Origin of the sequence: Polynucleobacter kasalickyi, assembly GCF_900176405.1 — a bacterium.
Classification (GTDB): Bacteria; Pseudomonadota; Gammaproteobacteria; order Burkholderiales; family Burkholderiaceae; genus Polynucleobacter; species Polynucleobacter kasalickyi.
In genome coordinates this window covers 114,154-137,527 of the sequence record NZ_FWXJ01000005.1, presented here as the reverse complement: position 1 = coordinate 137,527, position 23,374 = coordinate 114,154, and the positions used below count along the sequence as shown (strand labels likewise).

Below are 23,374 nucleotides of genomic sequence, written 5' to 3'. Positions count from 1 at the left end.
TGGAGAGATGAAAACTATTCGTTAGAAGGGATAGTTTTCATCGAAGTGTCAAAAAAACTGGTTGCTTCTAAATCCAAAACTTCGATATTCAATTGAGTAAACACCTGCCAACGCCACTTTAAAATGCCGATATGGGGTTTGCTATTAGAAAAGCGATGATCAATCACCGTTGTTTGCACAAATAATTCATCACCAGGTCTGACCGGGGCCGGCCACCGAAGATATGCTAGCCCAGGTGAACCATTTGACTCTGAGCCCTCTAATATTTCATTTGCAACAAGTCGCATGGCAATGCCGCAAGTCATCCACCCACTCGCGATGAGACCTTGGTAAGGCCCTTCATTTGCTGCTGCAATATTCGTATGAAACCATTGAGGATCATAAGCTTTAGCAAACTGAATAATTTCTTCTTCAGTTATGAGATAAGAACGAGTTCTTAAAACTTGATCTTTATGAAAGTCAGCAAATTTCATTAAATTTTTACTTTTGAAAATTCAGGAGATTGTTTTTCTTGAACAGCTTTTAGTCCTACTTTCACATCACTACCTGCGAAACCTAAAATCTCTAATGTCAATGAATGTTCAAATGCTGGCCAAGCGGCTCTTAACCAATGATTGAGGGAGCGTTTTGTAAATGCTAAGGCGGTCGGACTGCCACTCGCCAAGGTCGTGGCAACTTCACGTGCCTTTGTAAGTAACTCTTCGTCAGGTACCACAAGACTTACAAGTCCAATACGTTCAGCTTCAACACCGTCGATGGTGTTGCACATCAATAAATGGTATTTTGCTTTGGCCATCCCACAAAGTAATGGCCAAATGACAGCAGCATGATCGCCTGCAGCTACACCTAATTTCGTATGACCATCAATGATCTTCGCTTTCGTCCCAGCAATCGAAATATCAGCTAATAAGGCCAGAGCGGCACCCGCCCCAACTGCCGCACCATTAATTGTAGAAACAATTGGTACGTCACAATCAATCATACTTTGGACAAGCTCTCTTGCTTCACGCAAAACGCGTAGTCGGGCATCCTGAGAATTAATCATGCCCTCAACCATAGAGAAAGCACCGCCAGCACAAAACCCTTTACCCTCACTGTGGATAAGAATTGCTCTCACAGAGGGATGTTGATTGAGTTTCGTAAAAACTGTGCCTAAGGCGGCGTGCATGACATCGTCTGTCATTGGCATACCACCAGCTGGACCAATGATTAATTCAGCAACACCATTCGATAAAATTTCTACTCGTAAATTAGGGCAAATCTCTAAAATTTCATTCATTGAGCAATTCCTCACAAGATTTTCTACGAAGCATCGGGCTCACACGATATCGTTCACCACGATAAAAGTCATCCATGCTGTCTAATAAAAATGCCACATCTGCCGCAGACCATTGTTCTAACCAATCAAATGGACCTTGTGGATAATTAACCCCTAGACGCATCGCTTGATTCACTGCATCTTCAGTACAAACCGCCTGGTTTACCGCGTCACAGGCCTCATTAATGAGCATTGCAATTGTTCTAGCCACAATCAGACCAGGTGAGTCAATCACCTTGATTGGTTGAATACCTAAAGTGATTAAGAAATTTTCAACTGATTTCATTAATTCTTTAGTTGCCGTTGTTGAGTGCGTCCATGCTAAATGCATCCCAGCAAACGGTGCAAAAGATTGATCAATGAGAACGGCGTTATGATCCATTTCTGTCGCCATTAAACCATCAGTAATGCGGATTTCGATTTGGTTATAGGCTACTCCTGACCAGTCACTTTCTTCATCGAATTCATATTTGATGTTCAAGGATTCTAGTTGCTCACTAAAAAAAGTAATTAGTGGTTGATCACCGTGTAATACGATTTTTAACTTTGATGGCAGTGGTTTTGCTTCTGGAGTGAGAATCGAAGGTTTTACAGCATCCGCAGAGTAATCGTAAAAACCACGACCGGACTTTCTGCCCAGTAAACCTCCGTCAACTAACTCTTTTTGAATTAATGATGGGGTAAAGCGCTTATCATAAAAATTCGCTTCATAGACACTGGAGGTGACTGAAAAATTTGTGTCATGACCAATTAAGTCCATTAGTTCGCAGGGTCCCATCTTAAAGCCGGCAGACTTTAAACAACTATCGATTTCAAAGGGGCTAGCCACTTGTTCTTGCAACATGCCAAGTGCTTCCGCATAAAAAGGTCGTGCAATACGATTGACAATAAATCCTGGTGTTGATTTAGTATGCACGGGCACTTTTGACCAAGCTTGAGAAAGTGTAAAAATGGCGTTTGCTACCTCAGGATCGGTTTGTAAACCGCTGACTACTTCGACTAGCTTCATGACCGGCACTGGGTTGAAGAAGTGCATCCCCACCAATTGTTGTGGTCGTTTCAAACCATTTGCAATTGCAGTCACTGAAATTGAAGACGTGTTGGTGGCTAAAATACATTGTTCGCTAACAACTGTTTCGAGTTGTTGAAATAACGCTCTTTTAACATCAAGTTTTTCAACAATAGCTTCAATCACTAGAACTACATCTTTGGCATCTGACAACTCTTGAATTGGACGAATATTTTGCAAAGTGGTTTGCATTAATTCAGGGGACATCTTTCCCCGAGAAACTAAGTTTTCTAAACTTTTCGTTAAGGATTCGATGGCTTTTAAGTTGGCGCCTTCCTTGGCATCAAATAGTGCTACTTGATGGCCGGTTTGAGCAGCAACTTGAGCGATGCCTGTGCCCATAATGCCAGCACCAATGACTAAGATTTTTCCCTGCGATAGTTCAATCATGATTGTGGAATCCAATTTGCAGGTCGTTTATTTAAAAAGGCATCAAATCCTTCTTTTGCCTCATCAGTTCCTCTGACACGGCTAATTGTTTGAGCAGTGAGTTCAACAACTTCAGGCGTTACTGGGCCATGCGCCAGTTGACCAAATAATTGCTTAATTTCTTTAATGGCATTGGGGCTGCTAGCTAACAACATGGTTACATTCTGATTAACCACAGCATCTAATTGATCTAGCGTTGTTACTTCATGAACTAAATTGATTTTGAGGGCATCATTCGCAGAGATTTTCATGGTGGTCAGAGCAAGACGTCTAGCTTGCCTTTTACCAACAGTATTAATTACATAAGGACCAATGGCGGATGGAAGTATCCCAAATTTAGCTTCACTGATTGCAAAACTTGCTTGTTCTGCGGCAATTGCAATATCACATACACAGGCTAAACCAAATCCACCGCCGAGAGCGGCTCCTTGAATACGTGCTACTACAGGTTTAACTGATTGATCAATGGTACTTAACATTTTTGCGAATTTTCGCGCATCTTCAAGATTCCATTCTTCAGATGCCGTACTTGCTCTTTTCATCCATTGCAGATCGGCTCCGGCACTAAAGTGTTTGCCAGTCCCTGACAGAACAATCACGCGGATCTCAGGTGAGTTATTAGCGAACTCAAAGGCATCTTGCATTTCTACAATCATGGTTTCGTCAAAGGCATTAAAGACCTCAGGGCGAGACATTTCAATTTCGAGCACGCCAGGTGCTCTATTTTTTAGAATTAAAGTGGTGTAGTTTTTCATGATCTTATTAAGTTAAAACCCCTATAAGGGCGAGGTGAGGCTAGTAAGTTTCTAAATGTAATCGACCTTCAAGTTTTAGTTGATTACCGAATTCATTCCAGTTTAATCCATCCTTTTGAATAATTTCTTCTAAAGCTTTTATAACGCCATCTTCCATTGCTTTTAGACCGCAAACATACACATAGGTATTGGGGTTTTTTAGGAGGGTTACAAGATCTTGAGCTCTTTCTAGCATAGCGTCTTGAACATATTTTTTAGGCTCATTCGGGGTTCTAGAAAAGGCTAAATTGATATCAATAAAGTCTGTTGGTAAATTTTGTAATGGACCAAAGTAGGGGAGTTCTGCTTGCGTTCTGGCGCCGAAGAAAAGCATTAATTGGCCATTTTTAAATTTGCCAGTTTGTCTTAACCTTCTTCGCCATTCTGTCATTGCTCGCATTGGGGCACTGCCGGTTCCCGTACAGATCATGATGATATTTGACTCTGGATGATTTGGCATTAAAAAACTTGAACCAAATGGTCCAATGACCTCAACCTGATCCCCAATTTGTGAGTCACACATAAAGTTTGATGCAACACCTTTTACTGGATTTCCAGCGTGGTCTTCTAAAACACGTTTAATGGTTAGTGAAAGGTTGTTGTATTCAGGGCGTTCACCATTACGAGGACTAGCAATTGAATATTGGCGCGCATGATGTGCTTTACCTTGATCATCAGTACCTGGGGGAATGATGCCAATTGACTGACCTTCTAAAACTGGAAATGGCGTGTCATGAAAATCTAACACAATATGATGGGTGTCGTAATTCGAGCCCACTTCAGTTACTCTAAAGTTTCCGACAATCGTAGCTTTGACACTTTTTACAGCCGACTTGGGGCCGTATAAGTTGACATAAGGATGTGCTGCTGACCATGGTGGAATGGTTGAACCAAAATTAACGGGTTTTGCCATCGGTAAAGGGGTATTACTACTTTGAGCAACTGAACTCTCTTTTTGCTCCATTGATACAGACGAGTTCGATAAACTTGATTCAGCAGGCTTCATTTCTGCTAGGGCATCAGCCGCAAGAGCTTCCGGCAAAATATCCCAAATGAGTTGCTCTTCGATACTATATGCACGTGATTTTGGAATTTTTCGCCAATTATCGATTGAACCAGTTGGGCAAGGTGGAACGCAGGCCATACAAAGATTACAAATCTCCGCATCTACAACATAATTTCGAGAATCATGCGTGATGGCTCCGACTGGGCAGGTAGCCTCACAAGTATTACAACGAATACAAATTTCTGGATCAATCAGGTGTTGGTCGATAATTTCTGTGGACATAGGTAGGGATATTCTAAGCAATATTAATAAAGTGACATTACATTCTAAAAGAGAGCACTTAAAGTGCTCTCTTTTTTTATGATGCGTTAATTAAAACGCACATATTCAAAGTCAACCGGTTGACGATTTACACCCATGACTGGTGGCGCAATCCAGTTTGCAAATTTACCGGGTTCGACACAGCGTCCCATTAAACTTGCCACAAATGCACGGTCTTCAGGTGTTGGCAGCCACTCATTTTTACGAGCTTGCCATTCGTTTTCAGAGATCATTTGACCAGCTGGAGAAACTTTTATACCTGATAATGCACCGATATTACGGTGGAAAGCTTTATGAGGAACACTTAAACGGAAAGGAATTCCAGCTTTTTCAATCACCTTATTCCAACGTTCAATACCACCGATGCTATCTTTAATATAGTCATCACGGAGTACTTCATTTAATGCATTTAACATCGGAACTTCTTTTTCAACTAAGTTGCCGTTGCTTGCGTGCAAAATACGATAAGAATCGTTTTTGAGAGAGTGATCGTCCATACGTTTACCTTCTTCGTAGCGACCTTTTAAACCAGTCGAATAGAAAGTCGCCGCATTGCTAGACTCATCCGCACCAAACAAATCAATCGTGACACTGAAATGGAAGTTGAGATAGCGTTGAATGGTTTGTAAATCAATCACTCCAGCAGCTCTTAATTTGCTAGGGTCATCCGTCTTTAATTCATTCATTACTTGGCAGGTACGATTAATCACACGTGAAATACCACTTTCACCAACAAACATATGATGAGCTTCTTCAGTCAACATGAATTTAGTTGTGCGTGCCAGTGGATCAAAGCTGGACTCAGCTAAAGCGCATAACTGAAATTTTCCATCACGATCGGTAAAGTAGGTAAACATAAAGAAACTAAGCCAATCAGGCGTTTCTTCGTTAAACGCTTCTAAGATTCTAGGATTATCTTCTTGTCCACTGCGACGTTGTAATAATGCTTCACCCTCTTCACGACCATCACGACCAAAGTATTTATGCAACAAGTACACCATGGCCCACAAATGACGGCCTTCTTCTACGTTAATTTGGAATAAATTACGCAAGTCATATTGGCTTGGCGCAGTCAAACCTAGGTGACGTTGTTGTTCCACAGAGGCAGGTTCTGTATCACCTTGCGTAACAATAATTCTTCTTAAGTTGGCACGGTATTCACCAGGGATGTCTTGCCATACTTTCTCACCTTTGTGATCACCAAAATGAATTTTTCTTTCGGCATCACCTGGATTTAAAAAGATACCCCAGCGATAATCAGGCATTTTTACATGGCCAAATTGAGCCCACCCTTGGGGATCTACACTAACGGCTGTTCTCAAATAGACATCAAAGTTTCCAGAGTGATCTGGTCCCATGTCATTCCACCAGTTAATATAGTTCGGTTGCCATTGTTCTAAGGCACGTTGTAACGTACGGTCTTCACTCAAATTCACATTATTAGGAATTTTTTCGTTGTAATTGATGCTGCTCATATTTATCTCCGAAGGTTAGTTACTTCAATTAATAATTAAACACGGTTCCAATCAAATTGCGCTTTCTCTCCTTTGCCATAGACCTTTAACGCACCTTTTTCACCAACAGCGTTCGGTCTTTGGAAAATCCAGTTTTGCCACGCAGTTAACCGACCAAAAATTCTTGTGAACATATTCTCTGGTCCGTTAAAACGCAAGTTTGCTTCCAAGCCTGTGAGTGAGTCAGGGGACATTGATAAACGTTCTTCAATGGCAATGCGAACTTCATCATGCCAATCAATATCATCTGGATTCATGGTGTTGAGACCAATTTCACTAGCTTGATCTGCATCCAGAAGTTGTCCAGCTTTGGAGCGAACTGCATTCATAGCGGGTTCCTCATCATAGAAGCGACGACCTAAGCGACTTTGATTGGTAATCATTGGGTATGTACCAAAATTCACATCATTCACCATGATTCTCGGCGTGGCATCCATATCGTCAGGTAACACTAAGTGATAAATACGATCGCAAGTGAGTGCGAGTTCAAGGAAAGTACCGTTGAAGCAAGATCCTTCATCAATTAATGCAAATAAACTTCTCGAAGAAACGTCAAGACGACTGAATGTTCTGCGGAGTAAACCGATGGTTTCTCTGACGAGCCAATGTTGTTGATGGTTCACTAAGGTGGCATCCATCGCAGTTATATCGTCATGGTTGCCGTGAGTCTTAATGATCCACACGCCAATATCTAGTTCATTCGTACGCATCATTAAAATAGCATCTTCTAATTCACGCGCCATCATGAGTGGGTACCAGTTAGAGCTGGCAGCTTCAATACCTGCAATATCGGTTGGTTGACTACCTGATGGCCCTTTGATCGTGAAAGTTGCAATACGTTTCGCACGATCAATTTCAACGGTGACATACTTGTACTTTAGGGCATCTGCTTCAATTGTTCTATCGAGAGGAATTAATGCAACTCCTGTAGCAACATCAGGTCGAATACTTTTCTTAGCAAGTTCTGCCGCTCTTTTTTGAACGGTTTCTAAGAATACGGCTGGCTTTGCAATTTCATCGACGAGTCTCCAGTCTTTTGCTTTTTGGCCACGAACACCTTCACTAGTCGTACAGAAAATATCGGCTAAATCATGTCTGACATGGCGCTTGTCGGTTACGCGCGTTAAACCACCCGTACCAGGAAGTACGCCTAATAGGGGTACTTCAGGTAAGCTGACAGCGCTTGAACGATCATCAATTAAAACAATTTCATCGCACGCTAAAGCAAGTTCATATCCACCACCAGCACAAGCACCATTGACAGCTGCTAAAAATTTCAACCCGCTATGAGTGGAGGAGTCTTCTAAGCCATTCCTGGTCTCATTGGTGAACTTACAGAAGTTTACTTTCCATGAGTGACTAGAAACACCGAGCATAAAAATATTCGCGCCAGAGCAAAATACTTTATCTTTGCCACTGGTCATGATGACGGTTTTGACTTGTGGGTGTTCGAAACGAATTCGATTGACTACATCATTGAGCTCAATATCTACGCCAAGGTCATAGCTATTAAGTTTTAATTTATATCCTGGACGCAGCCCGCCATTTTCATTGAAATCAGCAGTGATGGTAGCGAATTCGCCATCAACTGATAATTTCCAATGTTGGTATTGGGATGGATTAATTTGGTAATCGACATGTACTGAAGTATTCACGAAAAGTCCCCTTTTTCAAATCTAACAATTAAAAAAATACAATAAGATGAATAATAGTGCATCAATTTTAATTGTCAAGCACTTTTGTGCATATTTTTTTATTCTGAGATTTTTAGTGCATTTCGGACGATATTTTTTAATAAAAGGAAGCTTTCTTCAAGGGACTGATCACTCGTATTGATATTAAATTGTGCTTGAGAGTAGAAAGAGGCACGTCCAATAAGGATTTTTTTAAGATCTTCCATGGCCTCTTTGTTATCAGCCATGGGGCGTAAATCACCTTGTTTACGAACTCGTTCCATATGATCTTCTGGTTTTGCTTGCAACCATACCGTGGTGCAATGGTTCAACAGAAGATTGAAGCTTGCAGGGTCAGAGACAATGCCACCAGGTGTTGCAATGACTGCCTCTGGGTATATTTGAATAGTTTCTTCCAGGGCCCGACGTTCATATCTTCGATAGGCATTGACGCCATACAATCCTTGAATTTCAGCAACACTACATCCTGCGAATTTTTCAATTTCACGACTTAACTCTACAAATTGAAAGCCAAGATCCTCAGCTAGCATAAGGCCCAAGGTCGATTTACCTGCTCCGCGCAAGCCAATTAATGCCACCGTTGAATTGAAGCCTTTCGTTGTGACATCAATCTCGCTAATTTGTTCTTGTATCAATAGGCGAATTTTTTTTAGTGTATTTTCACTTTGAGACAGTAATAATTCCCTGAGGAGGAGCCATTCTGAGGAAGTGGTGGTTGGGTCGCCAATTAATTCAGCCATCGTACATTGCATGGCATCCGCTATTTGAATCAGCACCAGAAAGGATGCGTTACCTTTCCCATACTCTAGATTTGCTAGGTGCCTTTCAGAGACGCCTGATAACAGTGCCAAGGACTTACGTGTCATTCCACGTCTTGAGCGGATAGTAGCTACCCGCTCTCCAAGGGCTTTTAATGCCGTATTTTCTTGTATTAAAGTATTTGCCATGATTTATTTTATCAGTATTTACCCTGAAACATGAATTATAGTGCTTGACTTCGTAGATTTAACAAATTAAAGTTCAGTATGCACAATAATTCATATTAAAGGAATTTGCAAGTTGAGTGAAATATCTAAACATCATCAGTTGGAAATGAATCAGGTTGACTTTCGTTTGCAGTTATCAGAGCTTACCCAATTAATTGGACTGCGTGCTCTAGATCAACACCTTGAGCAATGGCTTAATGAAGAGTATGGCTATACAACAGCCTGGTATCAGAAGATGAAGAATGTATGTCTTGCTGGTATCGATCAGGGGTGGTTATGTAATCGTGAGGGTGGTGGCATTCGATATGGCCGAGTTTTTAAACCCGCTGATGATTTGGCAGGGTTTTCTGTGGATGTGGTTGATATGGAAAATATTGCTGGTCCACACCATGTTCACCCATTAGGGGAGATTGATTTAATTATGCCGATTGATGATGGAGCACTATTTGATGGTCATGCAGCCGGCTGGATGGTGACAGCGGCAGGAAGTGCGCATGAACCGACTGTTAGTAACGGCCGGGCTCTTGTTCTTTATTTATTACCTGAAGGACAAATTCAATTTAAGGAAAAAAATATATCATGACTAAATTGTTAGCTAACTACGTTACTGATCAGTGGCTCGTTGGGTCCGCTGAAGGTTTCACCTTGAAGGACCCGATTACTGGTGAGTCCTTAGTTAGAGTAGATTCAACAGGCCTCGATTTAAACGCGGTATTTGAATACGCTAGAAATATTGGATGCGCAGAACTCAGAAAACTAAATTATCAGAGCCGTGCACTTCTGTTGAAATCAACCGTCAAGGTTTTAAATGAAAACAAGGATAAATATTACGAAATATCACTAAAGAACAGTGGTACGGTCAAAAATGATTCTGCAGTGGATATTGAAGGGGGCATTTTCACTCTTGGATATTACGCAAAATTAGGAGAGTCTTTAAGTGATAAAAATTATCTTTTAGATAGTGATTTTGTAAGCTTAGCTAAAGATCAATCCTTCGGATCACAACATATTTATGCGCCACTACCAGGCATTGCACTTTTAATTAACGCTTTTAATTTTCCGGCCTGGGGATTTCTCGAGAAAATGGGGCCAGCAATTTTATCTGGGGTACCTATTATTTTGAAACCAGCAAGTTCCACTGCCTGGTTAGCTCATGAGATGGTACAAGACATTATTCAAGCGGGTATTTTTCCTCCTGGAGCAATCACTTTAATTTGTGGCAGTTCTAAGGGGCTTCTAGATGCCCTCAAGCCATTTGATGTGGTCTCATTTACTGGTTCTGCTCAAACTGCTAAATTAATCCGCTCTCATCCTGCAATTACCGAATTTTCCGTACGAGTCAATATTGAAGCGGATAGTCTGAATTCAGCTTGGTTGATGGAAGATGTCCAATCAACAGATCCTGTTTTTGAACTATTTATCAAAGAAGTTTGTCGTGAAATGACAGTCAAATCAGGACAGAAATGTACTGCAATCCGCAGGATTTTTGTTCCAGAAAAGTTATTTAGTCATGTTGCACAGGCAATAACCGCAAGGCTTTCGAAAACTTTGGTTGGTAATCCCAGAAATGATTCTGTACGAATGGGGTCAATCGTTAATTTAGAGCAAAAAAATACTGTTTTAAAAGGAATCAAAGAATTATCTAATCAAGTTGAAATTATTTTTGATGGTAATTCTGTTGATTTTGTTGATGCCTCTAAAGACTCTGCTTGTGTTGCACCAGTACTCTTTGGAATTAGTACTGCAAAGGAAGCTGGAGAAGCAACTAGTGTGCATGAATTAGAGGTATTTGGGCCTGTCGCCACCTTGGTGGCCTATAAAGACACTTCTCAGGCGATTGAATTAATTGCCAAAGGTCAAGGTTCCTTAGTGGTCTCATTATATGGTGAGCAGCATGAAAGTCTAATTAAAGGGGGCTTGGCAATAGCGGCTCTTCACGGACGTGTTCATATTGTTACTTCAGAAACGCTTGCTCAGACTGGTCATGGTAACGTGATGCCCCAAACAATTCATGGGGGCCCAGGTCGATCTGGTGGCGGGGAAGAGTTAGGTGGTATCCGAGCTCTACATTTTTATCATCGCAAAGTTGGGGTGCAAGCACACCCTAATTTATTAAATCGTTTGTAAGAATTTAAGGAGTATTTATGCAACTATCTAGTCATCAAGATTTCTTAGGAAAACAATTTAACTTTGCCGAGTTTATTCGGAATAAGAATCAAAGTCGTTTAAATAAAATAGCTTACATAGACGATATTGGGCAGTTAACGTATGCTGATTTATTTGCGCAAATGGAAAAGTTGGGTAGTGCTCTGATTGCAAATGGTGTTAGACGAGAAGAGCGAGTATTACTTTTAATGCAGGACTGTAACGAATGGCCGATTAGTTTTCTAGGTGCAATGTATGCTGGTATCGTGCCCGTTGCGGTAAACACGCTATTGACTGCTGATGACTATGCCTACATGTTAGAAAATAGCCGTTCGCAAACAGTTTTGATTTCTGATAATTTGATGGGGACACTTAGTAAAGCATTAGAAATTATTAAAAAAGATAAGGTTTGTGAGGTTAAATCCGTCATTGTTCCGAATCTAACTCTAGAAACCATAGATGCCTTTCAAAAATCGCACCCTGAAATTTTAGTTCAAGATTTTTCGAAATTGATTTCTTCTGCGAAGCCTTTGGAGTCAGCTAAGACAGCTCCGGATGATCCTGGTTTTTGGCTTTATTCTTCTGGCTCAACTGGTAAGCCAAAGGGGACTGTTCATACCCATGCTAATCCTTATTGGACTGCTGAGTTATATGCAAAGCCAGTATTAGAAATTAAAGAAGAAGATATTTGTTTTTCTGCCGCCAAATTGTTTTTTGCCTATGGGCTTGGGAATGGCTTAAGTTTTCCACTAAGCGTCGGAGCTACTACGATTCTGATGGCAGGACGTGCAACACCAGATGCGGTTTTTAAAAGGTTTGTTGAATTAAAACCGAGTATTTTCTTTGGTGCACCAACTGGTTATAGCGGCATGTTGGCAAGTCAAGAGTTACCTCCAAAACATCAAGTTGCTTTAAGAATGTGTTCCTCCGCTGGAGAAGCCTTGCCAAGAGAAATTGGTGAGCGTTGGACTAAGCATTTTGGCTGTGAAATTATTGATGGTCTTGGTTCCACTGAAATGTTACATATCTTTTTATCCAATCGCCCAGGTGACGTTAAATATGGCACATCTGGTAAACCAGTAGCAGGGTATGAGTTAGAAATTCGTGGCGAAGACGGCGAAGCACTGGGGGATGGTGAAATTGGTGATCTTTATATTAAAGGACCTAGCTCAGCGACAATGTATTGGAATAATAGAGATAAATCACGTGAAACTTTTCAAGGGGCATGGACTAAAAGTGGTGATAAATATATCCGAGATACAGAGGGTTATTACACCTATTCAGGCCGTAATGATGACATGCTTAAAATCAGCGGAATCTATGTTTCTCCCTTTGAAGTTGAGGGTACCTTAGTGCAACATCCTGCCGTTTTAGAAAGTGCCGTGATTGGTGTTTTGGACGAATCAGGTCTTGTGAAAACGAAAGCCTTTGTAGTGCTTAAACAAGACTTGGAAGTATCGAAGGAGGAACTTCAAGCTTTTGTGAAGGACAAATTAGCACCTTACAAATATCCACGAATGATTGATTTTGTCACTGAGTTACCTAAAACTGCCACTGGAAAAATTCAGCGATTTAAGTTAAGAGAACAAGAAAAAAGCTCTAATTGATATTCTTACATTAAATAAACTATGCCAACCACTCCTATTTTTTGGAAGAACAAAACTGTTGATATTGAATATCAATGGGTGAATGAAGAACGAATAGATTCACCAATCATTGTTTTTTTACACGAAGGTTTAGGCTCTATTTCTTTATGGAGGGATTTCCCATTGAACTTGTGTAAAGAATTAGGGGTTCGGGGGCTTGTTTACTCAAGACCAGCATATGGTTGGTCTACGCCTCGAGGGGTAAAAGAAATTTGGCAAAATGACTTTATGCATCAACAAGCGATGGATGTATTACCTAAAGTTTTAGAAGCTCTTCAGGTCAAAGAGCCAGTGTGGATTCTAGGTCATAGTGATGGGGGATCGATTGCTTTGTTGGCCGCTTCACATCATCCCCATTTAGTAAATGGGATTATTCTGATGGCTCCCCACATTTTCGTTGAAAATCTAACAATCTCAAGTATTGAAGTAGCTAAACAACAATATTTACATGGTGACTTAAAAGGAAAATTGGCCAAATACCATCAGGATGTAGATTCTGCATTTTGGGGGTGGAATGATATTTGGTTAAATGCGGACTTTAAACATTGGAATATTGTTCAAGAAATTTCATCGATTCAATGTCCATTATTGGCTATTCAAGGATTTGAGGATCCATACGGCACCATGGCTCAAATTGATGGAATCAAAGAAGTTGTTTCCCAAGCTAGTTTGGTAAAAATTCCCAATTGTGGTCATTCTCCGCATAGAGAACAACCTATAATTGTCCAAAAAGCAGTAAAAGATTTTTTACAGTTACATGAAGCTTTAATTTAAGTTGTATTTTTATAATCATCTGGAGATTAGAAATGAAATTAATAAAAGTTAGTTTATTGGCAGCCAATATGGTTTTGGCTCTGAGTTTGGGGACCGCCCAAGCACAAAATGCACCAAAACTTAAAGTAGGTATGATGCTGCCTTATAGTGGTACTTTTGCTTCATTAGGTAATGCAATTGATAACGGCTTCCAACTCTTTGTTAAAGAGCAAGGTGGCAAAATTGGTGGACGTGAAATTACTTATGTCCGCGTTGATGATGAGTCAGAGCCATCAAAAGCAACAGACAATATTAATAAATTAATCAAGCGAGACAACGTAGATGTTGTGATTGGCACTGTTCATTCTGGTGTTGCAATGGCAATGGCAAAAGTTGCTAAAGAGTCTGGTACCTTGCTAATCATTCCAAATGCTGGCGCAGATATTATTACTGGACCAATGTGTGCCAAAAATATTTATAGAAGCTCCTTTTCAAATAGTCAGCCTGGCTATGCGATGGGTGAAGTAGCCGGTAAAAAAGGCTTGAAAAGTGCGATGACCATTACTTGGAAATATGCTGCTGGTGATGAGTCTGTCAAAGGATTCAAAGAGTCTTTTGAAAAGGCTGGTGGTAAAGTCACGAAGGAATTAAGCTTGCCATTTCCAAACGTAGAGTTTCAGGCTTTACTCACTGAAATTGCTGCGGCAAAACCAGATGTAGTGTATTCGTTCTTTGCTGGAGCAGGAGCTGTTAAGTTTGTAAAAGATTATGCCGCTGCTGGCCTTAATAAAACGATTCCACTCTACGGAGCAGGCTTTTTAACCGATGGAACTTTAGATGCGCAAGGGGATTCTGCAAAAGGAATGTTAACTTCTTTGCATTACGCAGATGGATTAAATACCAAACGTGATAATGCATTCCGTTTAGCGTATGCAAAAGAGTTTAAATTACAGCCCGATGTTTATGCAGTCCAAGGTTACGATGCCGCTCAGATGTTGGCAATCGGTTTAAATGCAACGGGCGGAGATGTTTCGAAGAAAGATGATTTTGCTAAAGCAGTTACTTCAGCAACTATCGATAGTCCACGTGGGCCATTTAAGTTATCTAAAGCGCACAATCCAATTCAAGATTTTTATTTACGTGAAGTTCAAGGTAAAGAAAATAAACCTATTGGAATTGCATCAAAAGCTTTGGCCGATCCTGGCCGCGGCTGCAACATGTAATTGAGAAGCAAATATGGACTTCTTTACCTTCTTAATTCAAACCTTAAACGCTGTTCAGTATGGGTTACTGTTGTTTTTAGTTGCGGCAGGCTTAACCCTTATTTTTGGCATTATGGGTGTTATTAATTTAGCTCATGGTAGTTTTTACATGATAGGGGCATATCTTGCTTATGGATTGTCTCCTATCGTGGCATCTATGTTTGGTGGTGGTTTTATTGCAACCATGTTGTTTGGTTTAGTGGTATCCGTTTTACTAGGGTATTTTTTAGAGTGGGCTTTTTATAGCTACCTTTATCAACGAGATCACCTCCAGCAAGTATTAATGACCTATGGTTTGATTTTAGTTTTTGAAGAAGTCCGTAGTATTTTAGTGGGGGATGATGTGCATGGCGTTGCCATGCCAAATTGGCTGTCAGGTAGTATCCAATTAAATGATGTAATGACCTATCCAAGTTATCGTTTGTTTATTTCTGGCATGTGCTTATTACTCGCTGTTGGCATGTATTTTGTTTTGACTCGTACAAAGCTTGGCATGATGATTCGGGCGGGTAGCGTTAACAGAGAAATGACTCAATCTTTAGGTATCAATATTCAATTTTTATATCGAGTAGTTTTTGCTTCGGGAGTTGCAATCGCGGCATTTGCAGGTATGGTTGCTGCCCCAGTGTCCTCAGTCTATCCAGGGATGGGGCAGGGGATTTTAATTATTTGTTTTGTAGTTGTCGTGATTGGTGGCATTGGTTCAATTAAGGGGGCGTTTGTAGCTGCTCTATTAATTGGTTTTGTAGATACTTTTGGGAAGGTTTTTCTTCCTCAAATTGCCGGTGTTTTAGTTTATATCTTAATGGCAGTCATACTTTTGTGGAAGCCTAGTGGGCTCTTTAAGGCTGGGTCATGAAAAAATTTCCAATTATTTTCTTAGTTTGTTTGTTCCTTTCTTTGTCAGCAATTCCTTTATTTGGAAGTGATTACGGGATTGATTGGATGACGAAAACAATTATTTTCGGTATTTTTGCTCTGAGTCTTGAGCTATTAGTCGGAAGAACAGGTTTGGTTTGTTTTGGTCAGGCTGCATTTTTTGGCATTGGCGCTTATGCTACGGTCATTTTGTCAACGGAAGTTGACCAGCCATTAGTCGCTGTTTTACTGCCAATGAGTGTCATCCTAGCAGCTGTTTATGCTCTTTTTGTCGGTGCATTGTCCTTGCGGACAAAGGGCGTTTATTTCATTATGGTAACTTTGGCATTTGCCCAAATGGCCTATTATGTGATTCACGATACACCTGTAGGAGGTGGGACAGATGGGATTTATTTGTACGTCAAGCCAAATCTACCAGGCAATATTTCCTTAAATAGTTCATTAAGTTTTTATGTATTTACTGTTTTAATCTTATTTGGAGTATTAGGACTTTTAGGTTTAATTACAAGATCTCGTTTTGGTAGAGCTCTTCTTGGCATTAAGCTGAATGAACAAAGAATGAAAGCTACTGGATACAACACTTATTTTTATAAACTCGCTGCTTTTGTGATTTCAGGATCGATTGCTGGCCTAGCTGGTTTCTTATTCGCGGTGAAAGACGGTTATGTAAATCCAGAACTCTTGAGCTGGCACCAATCAGGAACAGTTCTGATTATGATTATCCTCGGCGGATTAGGTCATTTAAGAGGTGCTCTTATCGGCGCTTTTGCCTATAACTTATTAGAAGAGTTTTTTAGATCAGAGGCCATCTTTGGGGTTTATACAAAGCACTGGCATTTGGGGCTTGGCTTTGCCATTATTTTGTCCGTTGCGTTATTACCGAAGGGGCTGATTGGTTTGCCTAGTCTTTGGCAAAATAAACTTGTTGGCAAATCTTCCGAGGCAGCAGATACAAATGATCAAGTAAGTTCTTCTGGGGGAGGGCATTCATGATGACAAATTACAATCAAAATATTGTCCTAAGAGGAACTAACTTAACTAGACGCTGGGGTGGTTTAGTTGCGGTTAATGCAGTGAATATTGAACTCGTTAAAGGCCAAATTCATGCAGTCATTGGTACAAATGGTGCTGGAAAATCTACCTTGATTAACTTACTTTCAGGCGAGATTGAACTATCAGACGGGCAGGTTGAATTACTTGGACAGGATGTTACTCATCGCCCTCAACATCAACGAGCCCGTCTAGGATTAGGTAAGAGTTATCAGCGAAATACAATTTTTAATGAATTAAGTGTTTTAGAAAATTGTCGACTATCAGCCCAAGCGAATTTTCAGCATCCATGGAAATTTTGGCAAGATGGAAAGTCTTGTCAGTCAAGTAATGAAAAAGCCATGTTCGTGATTCAAAAAACAGGTTTAGAACATATTATGCATCGCCCATCTGGTGTTATTTCACATGGTCAAAAGCGTCAATTAGAAGTTGCTATGTGCTTAGCCACCAATCCTCAAGTTTTGTTGCTTGATGAGCCTTTAGCGGGTATGGGTGCTGATGAAACAGATCGAATGCTTAATTTCCTGATGGAGATTAGAAAAGATCATGCAATCTTATTAGTTGAACATGATATGGATGCTGTTTTTAAAGTGGCTGATGTCATCACAGTGATGGTGAATGGTTCTGTCATTGCCCATGGCACCGCTGCCGAAGTCAAAGAAAACAAGGATGTAAAAGTTGCTTATTTAGGGGAGGATGCGTGAATCACTTATTAGATGCTCGTGATATTCATGCTTGGTATGGATCTAGTCATGTTTTACATGGCATTGATTTACATATTCAAAGTAAAGAGACAATTGGTCTTTTAGGCAAAAATGGCATGGGAAAAAGTACTCTCATTCGAACATTACTTGGTCATGTGACTCAGCGTGAAGGGCACATTGCTATTCGCGGGGTTGATGCCATGCAGATGCAACCTTATCAAGTCGCAAGACTTGGCGTTGCTTATGTTCCAGAGGGTCGTGGAATTTTCGGTAATTTAACAGTTAAAGAAAATTTATTAATGGCTGCTCGACCTGGTCGTCATGGTGAGGTTGATTGGACCTTTGATCGTGTCTTAAGTACCTTTCCTCGTCTTGCTGAAAGATTAACTAATTTGGGTGATCAATTGTCGGGTGGAGAGCAGCAAATGCTGTCCATTAGTCGTGCATTAATGACTCACCCTGAGTTATTAATTCTGGATGAAGCTACGGAAGGTTTAGCACCATTAATTGTTGCTGAAATTTGGCGAGTGATTAAAGAAATACGCAGCAGTGGTATTGCTACGTTAATTGTTGATCGTGATTGGCGCAAAGTATTACAACACTCTGACCGAGCTTTAGTCTTACAAAAAGGACAAGTTGTTTTGCAAGGTGATGCTAAAGAAGTCTTTAATCATCCTGATTTATCAAAATATTTAGGAATTTAAAATTGATGAAACAATTTCAATTAAATAATGATGACTAATCAAGCCCACAATTCCAATATTTCTACCTCAAAAATTGACGACTTTCGTTGGCCATTTCAAGATACGAGTCAAATACCCTTTGAAGTATATACAAATCCAGAGATCTATAAAGAAGAGTTAGATAATTTTTTTTACAAAGGCCATTGGTGTTACGTTGGCTTAGAAGCTGAGATTCCAAATCCAGGTGACTTCAAAAGAACCGTCATTGGAGAACGCTCGGTAATTATGGTGCGTGGACAAGATGCCGAAATCAATGTTGTAGAGAATGTTTGTGCCCATAGAGGGATGCAATTTTGCCGTGAAAGACACGGCAATAAAACGGAGTTTGTTTGCCCCTATCATCAGTGGAACTATAGTTTAAAAGGTGACTTACAAGGTGTACCTTTTCGACGAGGTGTTAAGAAAGACGGTCAAGTTCAAGGTGGTATGCCCAAGGAATTTAATCCTAAAGAACATCACTTAACACAGTTAAAGGTGGCTAAGCGAGGTGGAGTAGTATTCGCCAGCTTTGATCTTGAAGTTGAATCTCTCGAAGACTTTCTAGGTGAAGAAATCATTACCTATTTTGATCGTCTTTTTGATGGTAGAGAACTAACCATTCTGGGATATAACCGTCAAAAAATTCCAGGTAACTGGAAACTGATGCAAGAGAATATTAAAGACCCGTACCATCCTGGGTTATTGCATACCTGGTTCGTTACTTATGGACTTTGGCGTGCCGATAATGAGGCCAAATTACTGATGGATAAGCATTACCGACATGCGGCCATGGTTTCGCGTAGAGGTAATGCTGGAGTTAAATCGACAGAGGTTACTGCTGGAGTTACGACGTTTAAAGACACCATGGAAATTCAAGATAAACGCTTAATTGATATCGTCGAAGAGTCTTGGTGGAATGGACCAACAGCCGTGATGCTTACCCTCTTTCCTTCGGTAATTATTCAGCAGCAAGTCAATAGTGTTTCAACGCGTCATATTCAACCCAATGGTAACGGCTCATTTGATTTTGTTTGGACCCATTTTGGTTTTAAAGACGACAGCGAAGAAATGACTCAAAGACGCCTGATACAGGCCAATCTATTTGGTCCTGCGGGCTTTGTTTCAGCTGATGACGGAGAAGTCATTGAACTTTCCCAAAAAGGCTTTGAACAACATCCAAGTCACCGTGCACTTGTCCAATTAGGTGGTCATACAAGTGAAAATACGAACCATATGGTGACTGAAACTCTAATTCGTGGAATGTACCAATATTGGCGCAAAGTGATGGGGAAATAGTCAATGGATTCAACAAACTTACTATCAACTATTATTCAATTAAATGCGCAGTATGCCAGTGCAATTGACCATTCGAATTGGGAAGCGTGGATGGATCTTTTTGTTGAGGAATGCACTTATAAGATTCAACCAAGAGAAAATTTTGATCGTCAAATGCCTCTATGCACCCTGGCGTTACTCTCAAAAGGCATGCTGAAAGATCGTGTATACGGGATTACCAATACCCTGTACCATGACCCCTATTATCAAAGGCACATTATTAGTCTACCAATGATTACAGAGTCAAATGAACAAAGAGTTCTTTGTGAAACCAACTATGCTGTGTTTCGAACCAAGTTTAACCAAACTTCTGAGGTAATGAATGTTGGTCGATATGTTGACGAATTAGAATTTGTAAATAATCAGTTAAAGATCAAATCAAGAAACTGTGTATTTGATTCTGAAATGATTTCTAACTCGATTATTTACCCTATTTAACAAAATTCTCAGAAAGAAATCTCCCTTCTTCTGAACTGACCCATGAAAGTCGGACAGTTTAATTAGGATAGCAGATGGGATTGATTACGATAATTTACCCGACTCAATGCGGTCAGAAACATTCTTGCGCTCGGGCATGAGCGTCTCGTAGGAGGAATCCGCGTCCTTTAGTGCCGGGAGGATGTCAAAGTTGAATGCGTTTCTTTGGCAGTAATTTTTTGTTGTTGTAGTATGGGGTTTTATTTAAAACTTTTCTTAGACTTTAATTCGTTAGATAATATACTTATGAGAGTAAAAATTCACGTAGATTTCGTTTCAGATGTGGCTTGTCCTTGGTGTGCTGTGGGATTGGGGCATCTTGAGCAAGCAGCCCTCAATATGGCTGATCAGGCAGAAGTTGAGATATTTTTTAGACCATTTGAATTAAATCCAAATGTGCCAAGAGGTGGGATGAATACGATTGATCATCTGACAGAAAAGTATGGCTCTTCTGCGCATGATATCAAGATTAATCAAATAAAAATTCGAGAGCACGCTAGGTTAGCGGGCTTTGATTTTAATGATGAAATTCGACCAATGATTTACAACACCTTTACTTGTCATCGCTTGCTTCATTGGGCTTTGGAAGAGCATGGATATGTTGCACAGTATCGTTTGAAGAGAGAGTTGTTAGAAACCTGTTTCTGTCGCAATGAAGACTTAGAGGACCCCTATAAATTATGTGCTGCGGTGGAGAGAGCAGATTTAGATCCATTACAAGCTTTAGAAATTATTAACTCTGGACAATATGGTCAAGAAGTTCGTGAAATGGAAGAGCATTATCGTCATTTAAATATCAACTCCGTACCATCGATTATCATGAATGAAAAGTACTTGTTACAAGGTGCGCAACCCATCGAAGTGTTTGAAAATGCATTTCAGGAAATTGTCGATGAGTATTTGGCTCAGGCTGATCAACCTATTATTGCCAAAGATTGAATGTTGCTTTGATAGAAATAACTTCTGAATATGAAGCGGTTCTAGCCGCGATTGAACGTAAAGATCCTTTTATTTTTATTAGTGGTAGAGCTGGAACCGGTAAGTCCACTTTAGTTAATTATTTAAGAACCAACTCTACCCAAGAGTTGGCCGTTGTTGCTCCAACGGGTGTTGCGGCTCTGCAAGTTCGCGGCATGACGATTCATTCTTTCTTTAAATTTCCACCGCGTTTGATTTTCCCTGAAGAAGATATTAAGAAGTTAAAAGATCGTCGTCTCTACAATAAATTAGGCATATTGGTTATTGATGAAGTCTCAATGGTAAGAGCTGATATGGTGGATGCGATTGATATGTTTTTAAGAGTCAATGGCCCGCGTGAGGGAAGACCTTTTGGTGGCGTTCAGGTTATTTTTGTAGGCGACTTATTTCAGTTACCACCCGTAGTTCGAGCAGAGGAACTTGAGGTGCTACGAAGTCGGGATTATGAAGAACCCTATTTTTTTCATGCCATGGCACTTCGTGGTCGTGAGTTAACTTTTATTGAGCTCAAAAAAATATTTCGGCAAAAAGATGAGTCTTTTACGAGTTTGTTAAATCAAGTACGAACCAATCAAGGAGTTGAGCAAGCGCTACGGATCATTAACGATAGTTGCTACCAGCCAAGCTCCGTCAACAATGAGAATGCCATTGTCTTAACCACGACCAATCAACGCGCTGATAATATTAATCAACAAGCTATGAGTGCTTTAGATACTACGACTAAAGTGTATCGCGGTCGGATGGAGGGGAAGTTTGTAGTTGATGAGAGAAATTTGCCATCACCCCTAGACTTAACTTTGAAGATTAACGCGAGAGTGATGTTCACGGCCAATGATAAAAATATCCCTAGGAAATGGATGAATGGTTCACTGGGAAGAGTAGTCCAGTTTTCTAGCGATAGCGTAACCGTAGAAATTGATCCCCCAATTGGTAAATCGTCGAAGTTTTCAAATTTTGTAGAAGTGCCAGTTTTTACTTGGGAATCTTATCAGTATGAATACGACGATAAGTTGGATCAAATTAAACCTGTCGTGAATGGTAGCTTTCAGCAATTCCCATTGATGTTAGCGTGGGCTGTGACGATTCATAAAAGCCAAGGGAAAACTCTGGAGCGTGTAACGGTTGATTTAGCAGGTGGTGCATTTGCACCAGGTCAAGTTTATGTGGCTTTAAGTCGTTGTACGACACTTGAAGGTATTAATTTAGCGAAGCCAATAAAAACATTGGATGTGCGCAGTAACTCACACATCCAACATTTTTATCGCAGATTAGGTCGATAATCTATTACTTGGTTTTTTTCTTTTTAACCGTTGCTTTATTTGCACTCGTTGACCAATTTTCTAATACTTTATATACCACAGCAGTATCATCTTTTTGATGCCCTAATGCAGCTGCAGCGTGATAAATTGGCATACATGAACTGAACAAAGGAGCTGGGACGTTGTAAGATTTAATCGCCTCGCCAATCAAGTGCATATCTTTTGCCCAAACTTCAATCTTCATAGTTGCTTCATGCCAAGTGCGGTTGGCCATTGAAGGGCCACGTACTTGGAACATTCTTGAACTACCAGCACCATCGCCAATAACTTCCACTACTTGGTTAGCATCTAAGCCCATTTCAGCACCTAATAAGATTGCTTCGGCAGCAGCTACATTGTGAATGGCAACAAGATGATTGGCAACTAATTTCATTTTCATTCCTTGCCCAAATTCACCAACGTTATATCTTGCGCGGGCAAAGCCTTCAAAGACAGCATCCATTTTCGCAATTGCTTTTTTATCACCGCTGGCATAAACAGCTAAGTCTCTAGTTTTTGCTTGTGCACCAGTGCCTGAAAGAGGGCAATCCAATAAGGTAATACCTTTTGTCGCAAGTAATGCGCGGGCAGCTTCTTTGGCATCATGCGGTAATGTACCTAATTCGGCAACGATAGTACCTTTTTTGGCATTCGCAGCAATGTCTTCAGAGACCGCTTTTAAGGCATAAACGGATGGGAGTGATAGTAATAAAAAGTCACATTCTTTCGCTACTTCTGAGACTTGTTGGCAGATCGTGATACCAACTTTTTTTAGTAATTTTTGTTGCTCTTTGCTCGGATCAAAGCCGAAGACAGAAAAGCCTGATGCATGCAGATTGGTAGCGATGGAAGAGCCCATAATGCCCAACCCAACCACACCAACTTTGGTTGGAGCTGGAGTGGCATTAATTGTCTTGGTAGGAGCTTTTTTCGCTACAGATTTTGTTGGAGCCTTTTTGGCAACGGATGTACTTGATTTAGTTGTCATCTTTGA

22 protein-coding genes are annotated in these 23,374 nt (G+C 40.4%); 13 read left to right on the top strand and 9 right to left on the bottom strand.

The window, feature by feature from the left end; translation table 11 throughout:
- Positions 1–14: 14 nt before the first annotated feature.
- The 8 genes from B8983_RS06245 to B8983_RS06210 all read right to left on the bottom strand — a co-directional run bounded on the left by B8983_RS06245 (position 15) and on the right by B8983_RS06210 (position 9,092).
- Positions 15–473, bottom strand: coding sequence for a MaoC family dehydratase (locus B8983_RS06245; protein ID WP_084283283.1), 459 nt, complete (start codon positions 471–473; stop codon positions 15–17).
- Positions 473–1,279 carry an enoyl-CoA hydratase/isomerase family protein gene (locus B8983_RS06240; RefSeq protein WP_084283282.1) on the bottom strand — a complete coding sequence of 269 codons (807 nt, stop codon included), beginning with the start codon at positions 1,277–1,279 and terminating at the stop codon, positions 473–475. The genes B8983_RS06245 and B8983_RS06240 overlap by 1 nt, the downstream gene beginning before the upstream one ends.
- Positions 1,272–2,777, bottom strand: coding sequence for a 3-hydroxyacyl-CoA dehydrogenase (locus B8983_RS06235; RefSeq protein ID WP_084283281.1), 1,506 nt, complete (start codon positions 2,775–2,777; stop codon positions 1,272–1,274). The genes B8983_RS06240 and B8983_RS06235 overlap by 8 nt, the downstream gene beginning before the upstream one ends.
- Positions 2,774–3,571 (bottom strand): enoyl-CoA hydratase-related protein, encoded by a 798-nt coding sequence (locus B8983_RS06230; protein ID WP_084283280.1) that lies wholly within the window; start codon positions 3,569–3,571, stop codon positions 2,774–2,776. Before B8983_RS06230 ends, B8983_RS06235 begins: the two co-directional genes overlap by 4 nt.
- Positions 3,572–3,611: 40 nt before the next feature.
- The gene (gene boxA / locus B8983_RS06225; protein ID WP_084283279.1) at positions 3,612–4,898 is read right to left on the bottom strand and encodes a benzoyl-CoA 2,3-epoxidase subunit BoxA; all 1,287 of its coding nucleotides are present in this window, start codon (positions 4,896–4,898) and stop codon (positions 3,612–3,614) included.
- Between the two features lie 86 nt (positions 4,899–4,984).
- A complete protein-coding gene (gene boxB / locus B8983_RS06220) occupies positions 4,985–6,412 on the bottom strand; it encodes a benzoyl-CoA 2,3-epoxidase subunit BoxB (protein WP_084283278.1) in 1,428 nt (475 codons plus the stop codon).
- Positions 6,413–6,447: 35 nt separating this feature from the next.
- Positions 6,448–8,106: a 2,3-epoxybenzoyl-CoA dihydrolase gene (gene boxC / locus B8983_RS06215; protein WP_084283277.1), complete on the bottom strand. Its 1,659-nt coding sequence runs from the start codon at positions 8,104–8,106 to the stop codon at positions 6,448–6,450.
- Positions 8,107–8,204: 98 nt separating this feature from the next.
- Positions 8,205–9,092 carry a helix-turn-helix transcriptional regulator gene (locus B8983_RS06210; protein WP_084283276.1) on the bottom strand — a complete coding sequence of 296 codons (888 nt, stop codon included), beginning with the start codon at positions 9,090–9,092 and terminating at the stop codon, positions 8,205–8,207.
- Between the two features lie 145 nt (positions 9,093–9,237).
- Between B8983_RS06210 and B8983_RS06205 the strand changes: the two genes are divergently transcribed.
- The 13 genes from B8983_RS06205 (at position 9,238) to B8983_RS06145 (ending at position 22,362) form a co-directional block, all read left to right on the top strand.
- Complete coding sequence (locus B8983_RS06205) at positions 9,238–9,714, top strand: 4-hydroxylaminobenzoate lyase (RefSeq protein ID WP_084283275.1); 477 nt, start codon at positions 9,238–9,240, stop codon at positions 9,712–9,714.
- Positions 9,711–11,258, top strand: coding sequence for a 3,4-dehydroadipyl-CoA semialdehyde dehydrogenase (locus tag B8983_RS06200; RefSeq protein WP_084283274.1), 1,548 nt, complete (start codon positions 9,711–9,713; stop codon positions 11,256–11,258). Before B8983_RS06205 ends, B8983_RS06200 begins: the two co-directional genes overlap by 4 nt.
- A gap of 17 nt (positions 11,259–11,275) precedes the next feature.
- Positions 11,276–12,883, top strand: a complete 1,608-nt coding sequence (locus B8983_RS06195) for a benzoate-CoA ligase family protein (RefSeq protein ID WP_084283273.1) — start codon at positions 11,276–11,278, stop codon at positions 12,881–12,883.
- Between the two features lie 21 nt (positions 12,884–12,904).
- Entirely contained in the window at positions 12,905–13,696 is a 792-nt protein-coding gene (locus B8983_RS06190) for an alpha/beta fold hydrolase (RefSeq protein ID WP_084283272.1), read from the top strand.
- A 68-nt stretch (positions 13,697–13,764) separates the two neighbouring features.
- Complete coding sequence (locus B8983_RS06185) at positions 13,765–14,898, top strand: ABC transporter substrate-binding protein (RefSeq protein WP_234986927.1); 1,134 nt, start codon at positions 13,765–13,767, stop codon at positions 14,896–14,898.
- 13 nt (positions 14,899–14,911) lie between these two features.
- Entirely contained in the window at positions 14,912–15,796 is an 885-nt protein-coding gene (locus B8983_RS06180; RefSeq protein WP_084283270.1) for a branched-chain amino acid ABC transporter permease, read from the top strand.
- A complete protein-coding gene (locus tag B8983_RS06175) occupies positions 15,793–16,809 on the top strand; it encodes a branched-chain amino acid ABC transporter permease (protein WP_084283269.1) in 1,017 nt (338 codons plus the stop codon). The genes B8983_RS06180 and B8983_RS06175 overlap by 4 nt, the downstream gene beginning before the upstream one ends.
- The gene (locus tag B8983_RS06170; protein WP_234986915.1) at positions 16,806–17,570 is read left to right on the top strand and encodes an ABC transporter ATP-binding protein; all 765 of its coding nucleotides are present in this window, start codon (positions 16,806–16,808) and stop codon (positions 17,568–17,570) included. The genes B8983_RS06175 and B8983_RS06170 overlap by 4 nt, the downstream gene beginning before the upstream one ends.
- Positions 17,567–18,274, top strand: coding sequence for an ABC transporter ATP-binding protein (locus tag B8983_RS06165; protein ID WP_084283268.1), 708 nt, complete (start codon positions 17,567–17,569; stop codon positions 18,272–18,274). Before B8983_RS06170 ends, B8983_RS06165 begins: the two co-directional genes overlap by 4 nt.
- Before the next feature lie 27 nt (positions 18,275–18,301).
- Positions 18,302–19,588, top strand: coding sequence for an aromatic ring-hydroxylating dioxygenase subunit alpha (locus B8983_RS06160; protein ID WP_234986914.1), 1,287 nt, complete (start codon positions 18,302–18,304; stop codon positions 19,586–19,588).
- Positions 19,589–19,591: 3 nt separating this feature from the next.
- A complete protein-coding gene (locus B8983_RS06155; protein ID WP_084283267.1) occupies positions 19,592–20,065 on the top strand; it encodes an aromatic-ring-hydroxylating dioxygenase subunit beta in 474 nt (157 codons plus the stop codon).
- Positions 20,066–20,350: 285 nt separating this feature from the next.
- Positions 20,351–21,043 carry a DsbA family oxidoreductase gene (locus B8983_RS06150; RefSeq protein ID WP_084283266.1) on the top strand — a complete coding sequence of 231 codons (693 nt, stop codon included), beginning with the start codon at positions 20,351–20,353 and terminating at the stop codon, positions 21,041–21,043.
- 8 nt (positions 21,044–21,051) lie between these two features.
- Entirely contained in the window at positions 21,052–22,362 is a 1,311-nt protein-coding gene (locus B8983_RS06145; protein WP_159460832.1) for an ATP-dependent DNA helicase, read from the top strand.
- Between the two features lie 4 nt (positions 22,363–22,366).
- On the opposite strand, the gene B8983_RS06140 is transcribed toward B8983_RS06145, so the two are convergent.
- Entirely contained in the window at positions 22,367–23,368 is a 1,002-nt protein-coding gene (locus B8983_RS06140) for an NAD(P)-dependent oxidoreductase (protein WP_084283264.1), read from the bottom strand.
- Between the last annotated feature and the right edge of the window lie 6 nt (positions 23,369–23,374).